The organism is Streptococcus infantis (assembly GCF_047460825.1).
Lineage (GTDB): Bacteria > Bacillota > Bacilli > Lactobacillales > Streptococcaceae > Streptococcus > Streptococcus infantis_V.
Map to the genome: position 1 here is coordinate 1 of NZ_JASHFO010000001.1, position 16,892 is coordinate 16,892.

General features: G+C 39.1%; 16 protein-coding genes and 1 tRNA gene. 12 read left to right on the forward strand and 5 right to left on the reverse strand.

Annotated features, from left to right (window positions below; translation table 11 throughout):
* The 5 genes from QM911_RS00005 to QM911_RS00025 all read right to left on the reverse strand — a co-directional run.
* Positions 1-94 (reverse strand): IS630 transposase-related protein (locus QM911_RS00005; RefSeq protein ID WP_414312819.1); only part of this gene is annotated, 94 nt, incomplete at its 3' end.
* A 49-nt stretch (positions 95-143) separates the two neighbouring features.
* A complete protein-coding gene (locus tag QM911_RS00010; RefSeq protein ID WP_414312703.1) occupies positions 144-1,226 on the reverse strand; it encodes a M24 family metallopeptidase in 1,083 nt (360 codons plus the stop codon).
* Positions 1,227-1,341: 115 nt separating this feature from the next.
* Entirely contained in the window at positions 1,342-2,124 is a 783-nt protein-coding gene (gatD, locus tag QM911_RS00015; RefSeq protein WP_414312704.1) for a lipid II isoglutaminyl synthase subunit GatD, read from the reverse strand.
* Positions 2,124-3,467, reverse strand: a complete 1,344-nt coding sequence (gene murT / locus QM911_RS00020; RefSeq protein ID WP_414312705.1) for a lipid II isoglutaminyl synthase subunit MurT — start codon at positions 3,465-3,467, stop codon at positions 2,124-2,126. Before murT ends, gatD begins: the two co-directional genes overlap by 1 nt.
* Positions 3,468-3,561: 94 nt before the next feature.
* Positions 3,562-4,878: an FAD-containing oxidoreductase gene (locus QM911_RS00025; RefSeq protein ID WP_414312706.1), complete on the reverse strand. Its 1,317-nt coding sequence runs from the start codon at positions 4,876-4,878 to the stop codon at positions 3,562-3,564.
* Positions 4,879-5,218: 340 nt separating this feature from the next.
* On the opposite strand from QM911_RS00025, the gene QM911_RS00030 reads away from it, so the two are divergent.
* From QM911_RS00030 to QM911_RS00085, 12 genes are all read left to right on the forward strand, one after another.
* Positions 5,219-6,784 carry a DEAD/DEAH box helicase gene (locus tag QM911_RS00030; protein ID WP_414312707.1) on the forward strand — a complete coding sequence of 522 codons (1,566 nt, stop codon included), beginning with the start codon at positions 5,219-5,221 and terminating at the stop codon, positions 6,782-6,784.
* Between the two features lie 272 nt (positions 6,785-7,056).
* Positions 7,057-7,845, forward strand: a complete 789-nt coding sequence (gene codY, locus QM911_RS00035; protein ID WP_000940720.1) for a GTP-sensing pleiotropic transcriptional regulator CodY — start codon at positions 7,057-7,059, stop codon at positions 7,843-7,845.
* Complete coding sequence (locus QM911_RS00040; protein ID WP_316108221.1) at positions 7,845-8,420, forward strand: isochorismatase family cysteine hydrolase; 576 nt, start codon at positions 7,845-7,847, stop codon at positions 8,418-8,420. The genes codY and QM911_RS00040 overlap by 1 nt, the downstream gene beginning before the upstream one ends.
* Before the next feature lie 81 nt (positions 8,421-8,501).
* Positions 8,502-8,587: transfer RNA gene (locus tag QM911_RS00045), tRNA-Leu, on the forward strand.
* Positions 8,588-8,720: 133 nt separating this feature from the next.
* Complete coding sequence (locus QM911_RS00050; RefSeq protein WP_414312708.1) at positions 8,721-9,998, forward strand: ABC transporter permease; 1,278 nt, start codon at positions 8,721-8,723, stop codon at positions 9,996-9,998.
* A 13-nt stretch (positions 9,999-10,011) separates the two neighbouring features.
* Positions 10,012-10,659 carry an ABC transporter ATP-binding subunit Vex2 gene (gene vex2, locus QM911_RS00055; RefSeq protein ID WP_016466097.1) on the forward strand — a complete coding sequence of 216 codons (648 nt, stop codon included), beginning with the start codon at positions 10,012-10,014 and terminating at the stop codon, positions 10,657-10,659.
* 47 nt (positions 10,660-10,706) lie between these two features.
* Positions 10,707-12,086: an ABC transporter permease subunit Vex3 gene (vex3, locus tag QM911_RS00060; protein WP_414291012.1), complete on the forward strand. Its 1,380-nt coding sequence runs from the start codon at positions 10,707-10,709 to the stop codon at positions 12,084-12,086.
* A gap of 70 nt (positions 12,087-12,156) precedes the next feature.
* Positions 12,157-12,813 (forward strand): response regulator transcription factor VncR, encoded by a 657-nt coding sequence (vncR, locus tag QM911_RS00065; protein WP_414277987.1) that lies wholly within the window; start codon positions 12,157-12,159, stop codon positions 12,811-12,813.
* Positions 12,810-14,141, forward strand: a complete 1,332-nt coding sequence (gene vncS / locus QM911_RS00070; RefSeq protein WP_414312709.1) for a sensor histidine kinase VncS — start codon at positions 12,810-12,812, stop codon at positions 14,139-14,141. The genes vncR and vncS overlap by 4 nt, the downstream gene beginning before the upstream one ends.
* 135 nt (positions 14,142-14,276) lie before the next feature.
* Positions 14,277-15,158 (forward strand): class II fructose-bisphosphate aldolase, encoded by an 882-nt coding sequence (locus QM911_RS00075; protein ID WP_414312710.1) that lies wholly within the window; start codon positions 14,277-14,279, stop codon positions 15,156-15,158.
* A 130-nt stretch (positions 15,159-15,288) separates the two neighbouring features.
* Positions 15,289-16,218, forward strand: coding sequence for an alpha/beta fold hydrolase (locus tag QM911_RS00080; protein ID WP_414312711.1), 930 nt, complete (start codon positions 15,289-15,291; stop codon positions 16,216-16,218).
* A 55-nt stretch (positions 16,219-16,273) separates the two neighbouring features.
* A complete protein-coding gene (locus QM911_RS00085; RefSeq protein ID WP_414312712.1) occupies positions 16,274-16,828 on the forward strand; it encodes a histidine phosphatase family protein in 555 nt (184 codons plus the stop codon).
* Positions 16,829-16,892 lie beyond the last annotated feature (64 nt).

Consider the following 16,892-nt stretch of genomic DNA (forward strand, 5'->3'; position numbering starts at 1 on the left):
CGCCAACGTCAAAAACTTTGGATGCCTCGACATGGCTGTGTCCCTCTTTGATGTAATTTAATGCTCGTTGTTTAAAATCTGTACTATATGCCATAGCTTTATTATAACATGTATTTTATAAACTAAGCAACTATAAATACTTTTTAATCAAAATAAAGCAAATCTTTGCTGGTACTTGTAAAGAGGTCAAAGCCGTCTTTGGTCACAACACCACAGTCTTCGATGCGGACACCGACTTTACCAGGGATGTAAATACCAGGTTCAACTGAGAAGCACATACCCTCTTCGATGACCATATCGTTTCCTTCCATGATTGAAGGGAATTCGTGGACATCCATACCGATACCATGACCGAGACGGTGGTTGAAGTACTCACCGTAGCCAGCTTTTTCGATCACTTCACGAGCCGCACGGTCAACCTCATGAGCTGTTACACCAGGTCTGATAAAGTCAAGGGCAGCTTGTTGAGCTTCTAGAGTCAAGTTGTAGATATCTTTCTTGAATTGGTCTGGTTTACCAACAGCGACTGTACGAGTCATATCTGATGCATAACCATTGACCATAACACCGAGGTCAAAGAGGAGAAGAGCATTATTTTCAACCTTGTTGGCCCCAGGAATACCGTGTGGATTCGCAGCATTATCACCTGTTAAGACCATGGTGTCAAAGCTCATTTCATAACCTTCACGTTTCATAGCGAAGTCGATTTGCGCAATGATATCTGTTTCCGTATTATCAAGAGAGATATTGTCAAAACCAACTTTGACAGACTTATCGGCGTAAACACCTGCAACCATCATTTTTTGCACTTCGTCTGCTGATTTGATCAAGCGCATGCGTTGGATCAATGGAGTTAAGTTTTCAAATTCAGCAGTTTCAAAGACAGATCTTAAACCGTGGTATTTAGTCAAGATGAGATTATCAAACTCAACTGCTACACGTTTGAAATCAAGCTGTGGCAAGGCATTTTGGATTTTTTTCCAAGGATTTTCAGAGTCCACATAACCAACTACTGGGAATGAAACAGTGCTAGTTGCACGCTCAACCTCAAGTGCTGGAACGAAGAGAAGTGGTTCTTGGTTTCCAAGGACAAAGAGGAACATTTGGCGTTCGTGGGGATCACTGTAAAAGCCAGTGAGGTAATTGATAGTGACGGGGTCAGATACGACTGCGACGTCTAACTTTTCAGATTCGAGATATGTTACAATTTGTTGTAATTTAGACATATGTTACCTTCTTTCTACCCCTCTATTTTTGCAAAAATTAGTAGAAAATGCAAGGGAGAAGGGGAAAAGAAACTAAAAAAATTCCAACAGCTAATAGCATGTTGGAATCTAAATATTAATTGAAGTCTGCCTTGCTTTTCACATCGCTGTATTCTTCAGCAACTTCTTGGCTAAGGATATCCTCATAAGCTGGAAGGTCGATATCCTGACCATATTTTTTCTTAAGAGCAGTAGTGACCAAGCGATAGGCTAGGTTGGCATTACGAGATAAGATAGGCCCGTGGAAATAAGAACCAAAGACATTTTTATAGTGAACACCTTCACCGATTTTCTCTTCATTATTTCCGTTTCCGTATACGACCTGCCCCAATGGTTTTTGGTCATCTGAGAGGAAGGTACGGCCTTGGTGGTTTTCAAAACCATAGTAGGTTTCATCAAACTCTTCATTATGAATTTTAATGTCACCGATGAAGCGGTTGTTGGTTTGATTAAGGGTATAGTGTCCCATGACACCAAGACCTTCGATGCGTCTTCCAGAAGCTTCAATATAGTATTGGCCTAATAGCTGGAAGCCACCACAGATAGCAAGGACGACTCCATCATTTTGGATAAAGTTATCGATGCTTTCTTTTTTAGCAGGCAAATCACCAGCAATGATACTTTGTTCAAAGTCTTGGCCACCACCGAAAAAAGCGATATCGTAATGATTTTCATCGAAATCATCGTGGAGAGAAACGATGTCAACTGTTACGTGAGCACCCAGCTTTTCAGCCACATACTTGAGCATGAGGATATTTCCATTATCCCCGTAGGTATTCATGAGATTGCCATAGAGGTGGGCAATATTTAGCTGGTAAGGATAGTTGCCGTCTTTTGAGGAAAGTGAAGTATAAACCATTAGTTCATCTCCTTTCTAACAAGTTGACGATTGGCTAGTAGTTCTCGGAATTCCAGCATAGCAGTGTAGGTCGCAAGGATGTAAGCATGTTTACAATCTTGGGCTTCAATCGTTTTAAGAACTTGTTCCAGACTACTTGTTTCAGTGATTTTATCAGCTGGGTAGCCAGTCACTCGAAGACGACGAGCGATTTCAGAATGACGAACGCCACCGGCGTTGATTTCTGGGATATCCATGTCAGTAACTTGTTCAAAATCAGCATCCCAAATCCAGCTGGTATCAATCCCGTCAGCATAGTTGGCATTGAGGAGAACAGAAAGACTAAATGGATAAGGAGCTAGTTTAATCATTTCAATAGCTTGTGTAGCACCTACAGGATTCTTGATGAGAACCAGTGTACATTCCTTGTCACCGATATGGAAGGTTTCTTGGCGTCCAAAAACAGCTCGACTCTTATCAAATCCTTGCTTAATCAGTTGAGAATCAGCACCAAGGTAACGCGCGATAGCAACTGCAGCGAGAGCATTGTAGATATTGTAGAGTCCACCGATTTGAATACCGTATTCTTGACCGTCGATGACAAAGCGAGAGCGATTGTTGGTCAATTCAACCAGTTCAGTCAGACGATAATCCAGCTCAGGACGCTTGCATCCACAATTATCACAGATATAAGCTCCTAAGTTGGCATAAGTATTTAGCTCATATTTCAAAATACTTTGACATTCAGGGCAGAGGATACCTTCAGTATTGTAGTGAGCAAGCTTTGCTGGACCTTTTTCCAAATCAAAACCAAAATACTGAACAGGATTTGGAATTGCAGGCTTGTAGAATAGCGGACTATCACCGTTTAGCAGAACAGTAGCAGTAGGAACTTTCCGAATAGCGTCCAAAATCATGTTGTAAGTCGTATAGATCTCACCGTAGCGGTCCATTTGATCGCGGAAAATATTGGTGATGACGAAAAGACTAGGCTGGATGTAGTCACAGATACGTGAGAGACTAGCTTCATCTATTTCAAGAACCGCAATATTTTTTCCAGTTTTTGAAGATTTTGCAGTCAAGAAGGTAGTTGTAATCCCTGTGATCATGTTGGCACCACTTGGATTAGTTAAAACTTGACCATAAATTTCCTTAAGGATACCGACAGTGAGAGCGGTTGTCAAGGTTTTTCCATTGGTACCAGTTACCACAACAATTTCGTAGTTCTTAGCTAAATGTTGTAAAATATCTTTATCAAATTGAAGGGCGAGTTTTCCAGGCAGCGTGCTTCCACGTCCAAGACGACTCAAAATAAAGTGAGAAGAACGCCCAGCAAGAAGGCCCAAAGTAGTTTTTAATTTCATGTTTCTATTATATCATAAAAGCTGAAAAAGACAGATTTGAGATTTTAGAAAAAGAAAAACAGCCCAAGGAGGCTGCTTTCTATTATTAAATCTATTAAATCGCAAACAAGTCATTCAAGTTTTCAGCTAAGGTTGGGTGAGTGAAGATTTGTTTTGTGAAGTAAGTGTATGGAATCTTGTTGTCCATTGCAACAGTGATGATGTTGATGATTTCTTGTGAACCTTCAGAGAAGATAGTTGCGCCAAGAATTTCTTTTGTTTCAGTGTTGACAACTGCTTTGAAAGCTCCACGAAGGTCACCATTTACATGACCACGAGGCATAGCAGCGACAGGAATTTCCTTGACAGCGTATGGAAGCTTCAAATCAGCAGCTTGGCTTTCAGTCAAACCAACTTGTGAAAGTGCAGGTGTGATGAAAAGAGTATTTGGTACATTGAGACGATCTTCGAGTGTGTAGCTGCCATCACCAGCAAGGTAGCTGTAGACAACACGGAAGTCATCAAGTGAAATGTAAGTAAATTGAAGGCCACCGTTGACATCTCCAACTGCAAAAACACCAGGAACGTTTGTTTGACAGTGTTTGTCGACTTTAATAGCACCACGTTCAGTTAGTTCAATATCTGTATTTTCAAGTTGTAGAGGTTCAACATTTGGTTTACGTCCTGTTGCATAGAGAAGGGCATCGAAACGATAAGTTTCGTTTTCAGTTACGACAAGGACTTGGTCGCCATCATTTTTGATTTCAGTAGTACGGATGTTTTGAAGCAATTCAATACCGTCTTCTTCCATGTACTGTTTAGCAAGAGCAGCGATAGAAGGTTCTGCACGAGGTAGGAATTTATCCAAGGCATCTAGGACTGTAACCTTACTTCCAAGTTTGTTGTAGAGACCGGCAAATTCAAGACCGATATTTCCGCCACCAAGGACACCAAGTTTTTCAGGCAATTTGTCCAAGTTTTGGATACCTGTTGAGTCAAAGACATTCTTGCTTGTAGCAAGGCCTGGGATAGGCAAGACATTTGAAACAGCACCAGTGTTGATAACGATTGTTTCAGCAGTCAGTTCTTGTTTTTCATCTCCAGCTTGAATTTCAATAACCTTGTTTGAGACAAAGTGTGCTTCAGCATCAAAGATATCTACACCTGTACCAGCTACAGTAGCATAATTTTTTCCATTGAGGCGTGTAGTAACCGTATTTTTAGTAGCCATGACTTGATCAAATGACAAGTCTTTTTCAGCAGCAACTAACAAGGTTTTAGTTGGGATACAACCGATATTGATACAAGTACCGCCGTACATCGCCTTACTACGTTCGATCAAAGCAACTTTTTTACCAGCTGAAGCTAGTTTCCCAGCAAGAGTTTTACCTGCCTTACCAAATCCAATGACAATTAAATCGTATGTTAACATTTTTAAATCCTCCTGTTTGATTTCATTCTAGCACAAGAAATAATTTTTTTCACAATTCTGCTACGGGAAAAAATATCCAAACAAAATAGTCTCGAGAATGCTTAGATAAATCGACTTCAAAAGATAGAAAAATCGTTTACATGATTTAATCAGGTGGTTAGACTATCTTTTGACCCTCTCTTGTGTTATACTAGATAAGTTGCAAAAAAGCAGTACTTTTCTTTAGTGGAAAAGAAGCAACACGGTCTTTCATAAAAGGTATGAAAGTACGTCATGACAAGAAAAGTATAAACTAAGCGCTATAGGATGGCTTCGCACCATCTTTAGAAAGAAGAATAACGTGAAATTTAATGAATTTAACCTTTCTGCGGATTTGTTAGCAGAAATCGAAAAAGCAGGATTTGTAGAAGCAAGTCCTATCCAAGAGCAAACCATTCCTTTGGCTCTTGAAGGGAAAGATGTTATCGGACAAGCTCAAACCGGTACAGGGAAAACTGCAGCCTTTGGCTTGCCAACCCTTGAAAAAATTCGTACAGAAGAAGCAACCATTCAAGCTTTGGTCATTGCACCAACCCGTGAACTAGCTGTGCAAAGTCAGGAAGAACTCTTCCGCTTTGGTCGTAGCAAGGGTGTAAAAGTCCGTTCTGTTTATGGTGGTTCAAGTATCGAAAAACAAATCAAGGCTCTTAAATCAGGTGCTCATATCGTAGTTGGAACACCAGGTCGTCTCCTAGATTTGATCAAACGCAAAGCCTTGAAATTACAAGATATTGAAACTCTAATCCTTGATGAAGCGGACGAAATGCTTAACATGGGCTTCCTTGAGGATATTGAAGCCATCATCTCTCGTGTCCCAGAAAATCGTCAAACCTTGCTCTTTTCAGCAACTATGCCTGAAGCTATCAAACGTATCGGGGTTCAGTTTATGAAAGAACCTGAGCATGTGAAGATTGCTGCCAAGGAGTTAACAACAGAATTGGTTGACCAGTACTATATCCGTGTCAAAGAACAAGAAAAATTTGACACCATGACTCGTCTTATGGACGTTGAACAGCCTGAGTTGTCTATTGTCTTCGGTCGTACAAAACGTCGTGTGGATGAGTTGACTCGCGGTCTGAAAATCCGTGGCTTCCGTGCAGAAGGGATTCATGGAGATTTGGATCAAAACAAACGCCTTCGCGTCCTTCGTGACTTCAAAAACGGTAACCTTGATGTTTTAGTTGCGACAGACGTTGCAGCACGTGGTTTGGATATCTCAGGTGTGACTCATGTCTATAACTACGATATTCCTCAAGACCCTGAGAGTTATGTTCACCGTATTGGCCGTACAGGGCGTGCAGGTAAGTCAGGTCAGTCTATTACCTTCGTTTCACCTAATGAAATGGGTTACCTCCAAATCATTGAGAACTTGACTAAGAAACGTATGAAAGGTCTCAAACCTGCAAGTGCAGAAGAAGCTTTCCAAGCTAAAAAACAAGTGGCTCTTAAGAAAATTGAACGTGATTTTGCAGATGAGACAATCCGTGGCAACTTTGAGAAGTTTGGCAAGGATGCTCGTCAATTAGCCTCAGAATTCAGCCCAGAAGAATTGGCTATGTATATCCTCAGCTTAGCTGTTCAAGACCCAGATAGTCTTCCTGAGGTTGAGATTGCACGTGAAAAACCTTTACCATTTAAACCATCTGGTGGAGGCTTTGGTGGCAAAGGTAAGGGAGGTCGTCGTGGAGACGACCGTCGAGATCGTAATCGCCGTGGCAATGGTCGTCGAGATGATTTCAAAAAAGGCAGTCGCAAAAACGACCGCTTTGAGAAGGAAAAACGTTACCGTAAGGATAATAAAAAACCACGTAATACTTCAAGTGAGAAGAAAACTGGTTTTGTAATCCGTAACAAGGGTGATAAATAATAAAAAAAGCGGTTCACTGAGGTGGATCGCTTTTATATATAAGGAGACCGAGAGTTAATAAAAGTTTAATACGAGAAAATAGATTTATATATTTGTTATCTTGTAATATTATATTATCAAAAATTTAGGAACCTGTCAACAAGAAAATTAGAAAAAACTAGTAAAAATTTTCGAACAGTCATGAATTGCAATTCAATAAACAATTTTCAGATAATTATTGAAATAATGATCAATTTATGATATAATGGAAGCGATTAAATACGAGGTGAAAAATGGCACATTTATTAGAAAAAACGAGAAAAATTACGTCTATCCTGAAGCGTGCGGAGGAGAAATTACAAGATGATCTTCCATATAATGCCATCACACGCCAATTAGCGGATATTATTGATTGCAACGCTTGTATCCTAAATAGTAAGGGACGTCTTTTGGGATATTTCATGCGCTACAAGACTAATAATGATCGTGTAGAGCAATTTTTCCAATCAAAAATTTTTCCTGAGGACTATATTCAAGGTGCAAACATGATTTACGATACAGAAGCAAATCTGACTGTAGATCACGAATTAAGCATCTTTCCAGTTGAGAGTCGTGCAGATTTCTCAGAAGGTTTGACAACAATTGCTCCAATCCATGTTTCTGGGATTCGTTTGGGATCTTTGATTATCTGGCGTAATGATAAGAAATTTGAAGATGAGGATTTGATTCTTGTTGAGATAGCTAGTACGGTGGTTGGTATTCAGCTTTTGAACTTCCAACGTGAAGAAGACGAGAAAAATATCCGTCGTCGTACAGCCGTAACGATGGCAGTCAACACTCTTTCTTACTCTGAGTTACGAGCAGTGTCAGCTATTTTGGGTGAATTGAATGGCAATGAAGGACAATTAACTGCGTCAGTCATTGCAGACCGTATCGGTATTACGCGTTCAGTGATTGTCAATGCCCTTCGAAAACTCGAATCGGCAGGAATTATTGAAAGTCGTTCACTGGGGATGAAGGGAACTTATCTTAAGGTCTTGATCCCAGATATCTTTGAAGAAGTGAAGAAGAGGGACTATTAATGGCTAAGGCTTTAATTTCGATTGACTATACAGAAGATTTTGTAGCGGAACATGGAAAATTGACAGCTGGAGCTCCCGCTCAAGCTATATCAGAAGCGATCAATCAGGTAACTAGATTAGCATTTGACCGTGGAGATTATATTTTCTTTACCATTGATGCTCATGAGGAAAATGATGTCTTTCATCCAGAAAGTAAACTATTTCCCCCTCATAATCTGATTGGGACTAGCGGGCGTAATCTATATGGTAAGTTAGCCGAGTTCTATCAGGAATATGCTGGCGATAGTCGTGTTTTCTGGATGGACAAACGTCACTATTCGGCTTTTTCTGGCACAGATTTGGATATCCGTTTGAGAGAGCGTCGCGTGGATACAGTCATTTTAACAGGTGTTCTAACAGATATTTGTGTATTGCATACAGCTATCGATGCCTATAATCTTGGTTATCAGATAGAAGTTGTTAAGCCAGCAGTTGCATCAATCTGGCCTGAAAATCATCAGTTTGCACTTGGACATTTTAAGAATACATTAGGAGCGAAACTCCTTGATGAAAATCTAGTTGAAATCAAAGAATAATGTATTCAAAAAAAATGAAAAAAATCTGAAAAAAGTGTTGACAAAGTTTGTGAAAGTTGATATACTAGTAAAGTAATCGACGCGGGGATGGCGGAATTGGCAGACGCGCAGGACTAAGGATCCTGTGACCGCTTTAGGTCGTGAGGGTTCAAGTCCCTCTCTCCGCATAGGAAAAGAGTTAGCTTCAGCTAGCTCTTTATTTTTATATAAACAAGGGCAAAGATTTTGCTCTTTTTTTGTGATTTCATAAACATTTCATATTTGAATATTATAATGGTTTTACAAATATGGAGGTGCTATATGAATCCCACTCAAAGAGCTTGGGCTTACGTCGGCAGAAAACGACTGAGAAGTCTCATATTATTCTTGATTTTATTTGTATTATTAGCTGGAATATCGGCTTGTTTGACGCTCATGAAGTCCAACAAAACAGTAGAAAATAATCTCTATCGCTCACTGAATACATCTTTTTCTATTAAAAGAATAGAAGCAGATCAGACCTTTCAACTGTCTCAACTAGATGACCTTAAAAAGATAAAGGGTCTTGAGGAGATTTCTCCAGAGCTTGAAACAATAGCTAAGTTGACTGACAAAGAAGTGGTTACTGGAGAACAAAGTATCCAAAGGGATGATTTGACAGAAGCTGAAAAAAATCTTATCAGTTTGATTGCATTAGAAGACTCTTCCAAGGATGTTTCTTTTACAAGTTCCGCCTTTACCCTTAAAGAAGGGAGACATATCGAAAAAGGGGATCGTAAAAAAATCTTAATCCATGAAGATTTAGCAAAGAAAAACAATCTAAAGCTAGGAGATAAGATTAACTTAAATCCTGGTCAAGTAGATGGAAATAGTGGACAAAGACTAGACTATGAAATCGTAGGTATTTTCTCAGGTCAAAAACAAGAGAAATTCACTGGTCTTTCGTCAGATTTTAGTGAAAACACGGTCTATACAGACTACGAAAGTAGCCAAACTCTTCTTGGAAATAAGGAAGCTCAAGTTACTGCCGCTCGTTTCTATCTAGAAAATCCAAAAGATATGGATAGAATCATTCAAGAGGTTGAAAAGTTATCTCTTGAAACGAAAGGTTACCAAGTCGAAAAGGAAAATAAGGCTTTTGAACAAATCAAGGATTCAGTTTCGACCTTCCAAACCTTCCTACAGATTTTCCTCTATGGTATTATGATTGCTGGTGTAGGAGCCCTGATTTTGGTCTTGTCACTTTGGTTACGAGAGCGAGTCTACGAGGTTGGTATTTTATTGGCACTAGGTAAAGGGAAAATAGCAATCTATAGCCAATTCTGCCTGGAAGTCATCCTAGTTTCATTGGCAGCTATTCTGCCAGCATTTGTGGCTGGGAATGCCATTACTTCCTATCTCTTGAAGACTGTTCTAGCAAGTGGCGACCAAGCTGCATTACAAGATACTCTAGCAAAAGCAACGAATCTTTCAACAAGTCTTCTATCATTTGGAGAATCTTATATTTTCCTACTTATAATTAGCTGCTTGTCAGTTGCACTTTGTTTCCTATTTTTATTTAGAAAATCACCGAAAGAAATTTTATCATCCATCAGTTAATAAAGGAGAAATTATGACTTTACTACAATTACAAGATCTTACTTATCGTTATAAGAACACTGCAGAAGCTGTATTATATAAAATCAATTACGATTTTGAACCTGGTAAGTTTTATAGTATTATCGGAGAATCAGGAGCTGGGAAGTCAACACTCTTATCTCTCTTAGCAGGACTTGATAGCCCTGTCGAAGGAGCTATCTTATTCGAAGGCAAGGATATTCGTGAACAAGGTTATTCTTATCATCGCATGCACCATATCTCGCTAGTTTTCCAAAACTATAACTTGATTGATTATCTTTCTCCATTGGAAAATATCCGCTTGGTTAATAAAAAAGCTAGCAAGGATACCCTTCTTGAACTTGGTTTAGATGAAAGTCAAATCAAGCGGAATGTTCTCCAATTATCAGGTGGACAGCAACAACGGGTTGCCATTGCTCGTAGTCTGGTATCTGAGGCGCCAGTGATTTTAGCGGATGAACCAACAGGAAACCTGGATCCTAAGACTGCTGGGGATATCATCGATTTGCTCAAATCTCTCGCTGAGAAAACAGGCAAGTGTGTGATCGTTGTGACCCACAGCAAGGAAGTAGCACAGGCGTCAGATATTACACTTGAATTGAAGGACAAGAAACTGACTGAAATAAGAACAAACAGTAACTAAAACTTTTAAACATATTAAAAACGGAAGTAAATCTAGAAAGGAATCTTATGTTACACAACGCATTTGCCTATGTCACAAGAAAATTTTTTAAGTCGCTTGTGATCTTTCTTATCATTCTCTTGATGGCTAGTTTGAGTTTGGTCGGCTTGTCTATCAAGGGTGCGACAGCCAAGGCTTCTCAAGAAACCTTTAAAAATATCACCAATAGTTTCTCCATGCAAATCAATCGCAGGGTCAATCAAGGAACTCCACGTGGTGCTGGGAATATCAAGGGTGAAGATATTAAAAAAATTACCGAGAATAAGGCCATTGAATCCTACATCAAACGGATTAATGCTATCGGTGATTTGACAGGCTATGAACTGATTGAAACGCCTGAAACCAAGAAAAATCTAACGGCAGATCGAGCTCAACGTTTTGGAAGTAGCTTGATGATAACAGGAGTCAATGACTCTTCTAAAGAAGACAAGTTTGTGTCAGGCTCTTACAAACTGGTCGAAGGAGAACATTTAACAAACGATGACAAATACCAGATTCTCATGCACAAAGACCTGGCTGCTAAACACGGTTGGAAAGTAGGAGACAAGGTCAAACTCAACTCCAATATCTACGATGCAGATAATGAAAAAGGAGCCAAGGAAACAGTAGAAGTAACGATCAAAGGACTTTTTGATGGACATAACAAATCTGCTGTGACCTACTCACAAGAACTTTATGAGAATACAGCTATCACAGATATTCACACAGCAGCTCAACTCTATGGTTATACAGAAGATACAGCTATCTATGGCGATGCTACCTTCTTTGTAGCTGGAGATAAGAACCTAGATACTGTCATGCAAGAACTAGGGTCAATCAACGGCATCAACTGGAAAATGTATAGCTTGATTAAGAGTTCATCTAACTATCCTGCCCTTGAACAATCTATTTCAGGCATGTACAAGATGGCTAATCTTCTCTTCTGGGGTAGCTTGAGCTTCTCTGTTCTACTACTTGCTCTCTTACTTACACTATGGATTAACGCCCGTCGAAAAGAGGTTGGAATTCTCCTTTCCATTGGTCTTAAACAAGCAAGTATTCTAGGACAATTTATCACAGAAGCAGTTATGATTGCAATTCCAGCACTAATTTCAGCTTACTTCTTAGCCAACTATACTGCTCGTGCCATTGGAAATACAGTGCTTGCAAATGTCACATCAGATGTGGCTAAGCAGGCTAGTAAGGCAGCCCAAGCCTCTAATCTTGGTGGTGGTGCAGAAGTTGACGGCTTTAGCAAGACTCTTTCAAGTTTAGATATATCCATTCAACCTTCTGACTTTGCTATCATCTTTGTACTTGGCTTGGTTCTAGTGGTACTAGTTATGGCACTTGCTTCAAGTAATCTCCTATTTAAACAACCAAAAGAACTCTTGTTGGATAGTGAATAAAAATCATGCTACCTATTCTCATTCAAATGAGATATAATATAGGTAGCATTTTTGATAGAAAAGGATTTATATGAAAATTCTAATTGTAGAAGATGAAGACATGATCCGCGAGGGAATTAGTGACTATTTGACGGATTGTGGCTATGAAACCATTCAGGCAGCAGATGGCCTTGAGGCCTTAGAACAATTTTCCAATCACCAAGTTGCCTTGGTTCTCTTAGATATTCAAATGCCGAAACTTAATGGTTTAGAGGTTTTGTCAGAAATCCGTAAAAGTAGCCAAGTTCCGGTCTTGATGTTGACAGCCTTTCAGGACGAAGAATATAAGATGAGTGCCTTTGCTGCATTTGCAGATGGTTATTTGGAAAAGCCTTTTTCTCTATCTTTGTTAAAAGTACGAGTGGATGCCATCTTTAAACGTTATTATGATACTGGTCGTATTTTTACCTATAGAGACACCGAGGTAGACTTTGACAGCTATAGCGCCAAAGTAGCTGGCCAAGAAGTTGCAGTGAATGCAAAAGAACTGGAAATTTTAGACTATCTGGTTAAAAATGAAGGTCGAGCCTTAACACGGTCGCAGATTATCGATGCTGTATGGAAGATGACAGATGAGGTTCCTTTTGACAGAGTGATTGATGTCTATATCAAGGAACTACGGAAAAAATTGGATTTAGACTGTATTCTTACCGTGCGCAATGTTGGTTATAAATTGGAGAGAAAATGAGACGTTCAGGTTTATTTAAAAAAATTTTTCTCTATACCTTCTCGGTATTTTCTACCTTGGTCATTTGTTTGCATTTGGCCATCTATTTCCTCTTTCCTCCGACCTATCTCAGTCACCGTCAGGAAAGCATCGGGCAAAAGGCTACAGAAATTGCTCAAACTCTCCAAGGAAAGGACAGTCAAACTATTCAGGAAGTCCTTGAACTTTATTCTAAAAGCAGTGATATTAAGGGAGCTGTTAAGGGAGAGATGACTCAGGATAAGTTGGAAGTCAATGACAATCTTCCCATTGATAAACAACGACAGACGGCTTCCTTGGTCATTGAAGAAAGAGAAGTTCAAACTAAGGATGGTCAGACCATGACCTTACAGTTTTTAGCTTCTATGGATTTGCAGAAAGAAGCAGAAGACATCAGTCTTCAATTTCTGCCTTATACTTTATTATCGTCTTTCATCATTTCGCTCCTCATCGCCTTTATCTATGCTAGAACCATTGTTGCTCCTATTTTGGAAATTAAACGAGTGACTCGACGGATGATGGATTTGGATGCAGAAGTGAGGTTGCGCGTGGATTCTAAGGATGAAATTGGCGATCTTAAAGAACAAATCAATAGCCTCTATCAACACCTCTTGACTGTTATTGCCGATCTACATGAGAAAAATGAGGCCATCCTCCAGTTAGAAAAGTTGAAGGTCGAATTTTTACGAGGTGCCTCCCATGAACTGAAAACACCTCTAGCTAGTCTGAAGATTCTTCTGGAGAATATGAAAGCCAATATTGGACGCTATAAAGATCGAGACCATTATCTAGGAGTTTCTTTGGGTATCGTGGATGATTTGAGTCACCATATCCAGCAAATCTTATCCCTTTCTTCAGTGCAAGAATTGCGAGATAAAAAGGAAAAAATCAACCTTCTTGAAATGACAGGTTTTCTCTTAAAGGATTATGATTTATTAGCCAAAGAGAGGGAAATCTCAGTTGTGAATCAACTCACAGATCAACAAACTTATCTAAATCCTTCGGTACTCAAGCTGATTCTTTCCAATCTTATCAGTAATGCTGTGAAACACTCTGTTCAAGGAGGCTATATAAAAATTGGGACAGAAGATGGCTGGGTTTTCATTGAGAACAGTTGTACACTTGAGGAACAAGATAAATTTGAACAGTCCTTTACAACTTCTAGTCGCCAAAGCAAGGGAGCTGGATTGGGACTATTTGTGGTCAAGAGTTTATTGGAAAACGAAGAAATTGACTATCATTTTGAAAGAGACGATGATCACCTAGTATTTTTCATGAAGCTACCACAGGTCAATCCGGAAAGTGATTAAGAAAGGGTTTACATCAATCTAATTGGAAGAAATTCAATTCAAACTACAGGAAAAACTAGCTTTTTTTATCAAAAAGTGATAAAATGAACAATGTAAATGGGATATCCCATAAAAATATACAGGAGGCCTGATAAAATGGCAATCGTTTCAGCAGAAAAATTTGTCCAAGCAGCTCGTGACAACGGTTATGCAGTTGGTGGATTTAACACAAACAACCTTGAGTGGACTCAAGCTATCTTGCGCGCAGCAGAAGCTAAAAAAGCTCCAGTTTTGATCCAAACTTCAATGGGTGCTGCTAAATACATGGGTGGTTACAAAGTTGCTCGCAACTTGATCGCTAACCTTGTAGAATCAATGGGTATCACTGTACCAGTAGCTATCCACCTTGACCACGGTCACTACGAAGATGCACTTGAGTGTATTCAAGTTGGTTATACTTCAGTTATGTTTGATGGTTCACACCTTCCAGTTGAAGAGAACCTTGAAAAAGCTCGTAAAGTTGTAGAATTTGCTCACGCAAATGGTGTATCAGTAGAAGCTGAAGTTGGAACTATCGGTGGTGAAGAAGACGGTATCATCGGTGACGGTGAATTGGCACCAATCGAAGACGCTAAAGCAATGGTTGCTACAGGAATCGACTTCTTGGCTGCAGGTATCGGTAACATCCACGGTCCTTACCCAGCAAACTGGAAAGGTCTTCACCTTGACCACTTGCAAAAATTGACTGAAGCTGTTCCAGGATTCCCAATCGTATTGCACGGTGGATCAGGTATTCCTGACGACCAAATCCAAGCAGCTATCAAACTTGGTGTTGCTAAAGTTAACGTTAACACTGAATGTCAAATCGCATTCGCTAACGCAACTCGTAAATTTGCTCGTGACTACGAAGCAAACGAAGCAGAATACGACAAGAAGAAACTCTTCGACCCACGTAAATTCTTGGCTGAGGGTGTGAAAGCTATCCAAGCATCAGTTGAAGAACGTATCGACGTATTCGGTTCAGAAGGTAAAGCTTAATCTAGCTGAACAATACAAAATCAAACCCGCCTGTGAAGGTGGGTTTTTTGTTTCTGGATATATACAGATTATACAGGAAAATTCTTTAACTTAAGTTGCTAAAAGAGTCTAATTTTTGTACAATAATGCTATGAAAAAACTCAAAAAATGCTGTCTAGCCTTTCTTAGTTTCCTTATCTTGTTTTTAGTAGGGACATTTATCTTTCATCGTATCAGCTTAGAAAAGGAACAAGCCTCTCTAACTCCTATGGGTAAAGCTGTTCTCGTTAATGGGCACAAAATCAATGTTTACGTTGAAGGGGATGGTCCAGAGGCAATAGTAGTGCTATCAGGTGCTGGAATTGCTTCACCTATATTAGACTTTAAGAATCTAACAGATTCCCTATCAAAAAAATATAAGATTGTCGTAGTCGAGAGAGCTGGCTATGGTTATAGCGAGGATAGTAATCAATCCAGAGACGTAATGGAAGTTTTGTCTGAGACACGTCAAGCTCTATCACAAGCAAATATATCAGGACCTTTTATCATTCTGTCTCATTCCATGGCTAGTCTTGAAAGTCTGGCTTGGCAGGAAAAGTATCCTGATGAAGTGAAAGCCTTGGTTGGTCTGGATTGGGCATTACCAGCAAGTTATGAGGATTTAAAGGATAATCAGGCCTTGCTTACTGTGGCTTATTGGAGCAGTAAGATTGGCTTATTACGCTATTTCCCTGAGTCCTTTTATATAAAAAATCCAACTCTGACTGAAACTGAACGACAACAATATAAATTACTAGCATATAAGCAGTTGATGTCACAAGCCATGCTTCATGAATCCCGTTTGGTAAAGGAAAATGCCAAGAAAGTTCCATCTAGCATTAATCCGAAAATTCCCACCTTATTACTGGTTTCTAACGGTGATGGTACTAGCTTTAGCCAATCAGAATGGCAGCATTATGCAGAGAGATTTGCTAGTGGTCAGTCTAATGTTCAAGTCATCTATATGGATGCGCCTCACGACCTCTATCATTATCAAAATAATGAACTTGTTTCTCGAATTGAAGAATTTTTAACAGAGTAACTGTGATTTAGAAAGTTATTTTGAACGGATGCCAATAATTGAGAGGTGACATTTTATGAAGAACACTTATATTGTACTTAGACATGCTCATTCAAGATTCTCGAGTGATGATTTTAATAGAACATTGTCGGAAAAAGGATTTTCTTCTCTTGAACAGTTGGATTTTTTAAATGCTTGTAAAATAGATTACTTTATTTCAAGCCCTTATAAGCGAGCTTTTGAGACAGTAAATAGTTCTCCTGTTCAATTTGATAAGATAGTACTTGATAATCGTTTACGTGAAAGAAAATTATCCTCAAGATTTATTGAAGATACTGAGTTTGAAAAAACAATTCAATATTTATGGCAAAATCCAGATAAATCTCTCATTGGAGGCGAGTCCAATCGAGAAGCATTAAATAGAATTTTAGATTTATTTTCGGACTTGGAAGAAAGGTATTCAGATAAAACCATTTTACTGAGTTCTCATGGAAATTTGCTAGGAATCTTAATCAATCATTTTGATTCAAGTTTTGATTATAAAAAATGGGAACAGATGACCTTTCCAGATTGCTTTCTAGTTGACAAAGATGAGAGTGTGAAAAGAATTATGCCAGATACTTTTAGGTAATCATTTAGCTCAATCTATGTGATTTTTATTTTCTGTTATTGTAAATAGAATAGAAGGGGAAATA

What these genes read in the sequence shown, in the direction of transcription:
- QM911_RS00010 (WP_414312703.1), bottom strand. Translation starts at nt 1,226, where the DNA reads ATGTCTAAATTACAACAAATTGTAACATATCTCGAATCTGAAAAGTTA.
- gatD (WP_414312704.1), bottom strand. Translation starts at nt 2,124, where the DNA reads ATGGTTTATACTTCACTTTCCTCAAAAGACGGCAACTATCCTTACCAG.
- murT (WP_414312705.1), bottom strand. Translation starts at nt 3,467, where the DNA reads ATGAAATTAAAAACTACTTTGGGCCTTCTTGCTGGGCGTTCTTCTCAC.
- QM911_RS00025 (WP_414312706.1), bottom strand. Translation starts at nt 4,878, where the DNA reads ATGTTAACATACGATTTAATTGTCATTGGATTTGGTAAGGCAGGTAAA.
- codY (WP_000940720.1), top strand. Translation starts at nt 7,057, where the DNA reads ATGGCACATTTATTAGAAAAAACGAGAAAAATTACGTCTATCCTGAAG.
- QM911_RS00040 (WP_316108221.1), top strand. Translation starts at nt 7,845, where the DNA reads ATGGCTAAGGCTTTAATTTCGATTGACTATACAGAAGATTTTGTAGCG.
- QM911_RS00050 (WP_414312708.1), top strand. Translation starts at nt 8,721, where the DNA reads ATGAATCCCACTCAAAGAGCTTGGGCTTACGTCGGCAGAAAACGACTG.
- vex2 (WP_016466097.1), top strand. Translation starts at nt 10,012, where the DNA reads ATGACTTTACTACAATTACAAGATCTTACTTATCGTTATAAGAACACT.
- vex3 (WP_414291012.1), top strand. Translation starts at nt 10,707, where the DNA reads ATGTTACACAACGCATTTGCCTATGTCACAAGAAAATTTTTTAAGTCG.
- vncR (WP_414277987.1), top strand. Translation starts at nt 12,157, where the DNA reads ATGAAAATTCTAATTGTAGAAGATGAAGACATGATCCGCGAGGGAATT.
- vncS (WP_414312709.1), top strand. Translation starts at nt 12,810, where the DNA reads ATGAGACGTTCAGGTTTATTTAAAAAAATTTTTCTCTATACCTTCTCG.
- QM911_RS00075 (WP_414312710.1), top strand. Translation starts at nt 14,277, where the DNA reads ATGGCAATCGTTTCAGCAGAAAAATTTGTCCAAGCAGCTCGTGACAAC.
- QM911_RS00080 (WP_414312711.1), top strand. Translation starts at nt 15,289, where the DNA reads ATGAAAAAACTCAAAAAATGCTGTCTAGCCTTTCTTAGTTTCCTTATC.
- QM911_RS00085 (WP_414312712.1), top strand. Translation starts at nt 16,274, where the DNA reads ATGAAGAACACTTATATTGTACTTAGACATGCTCATTCAAGATTCTCG.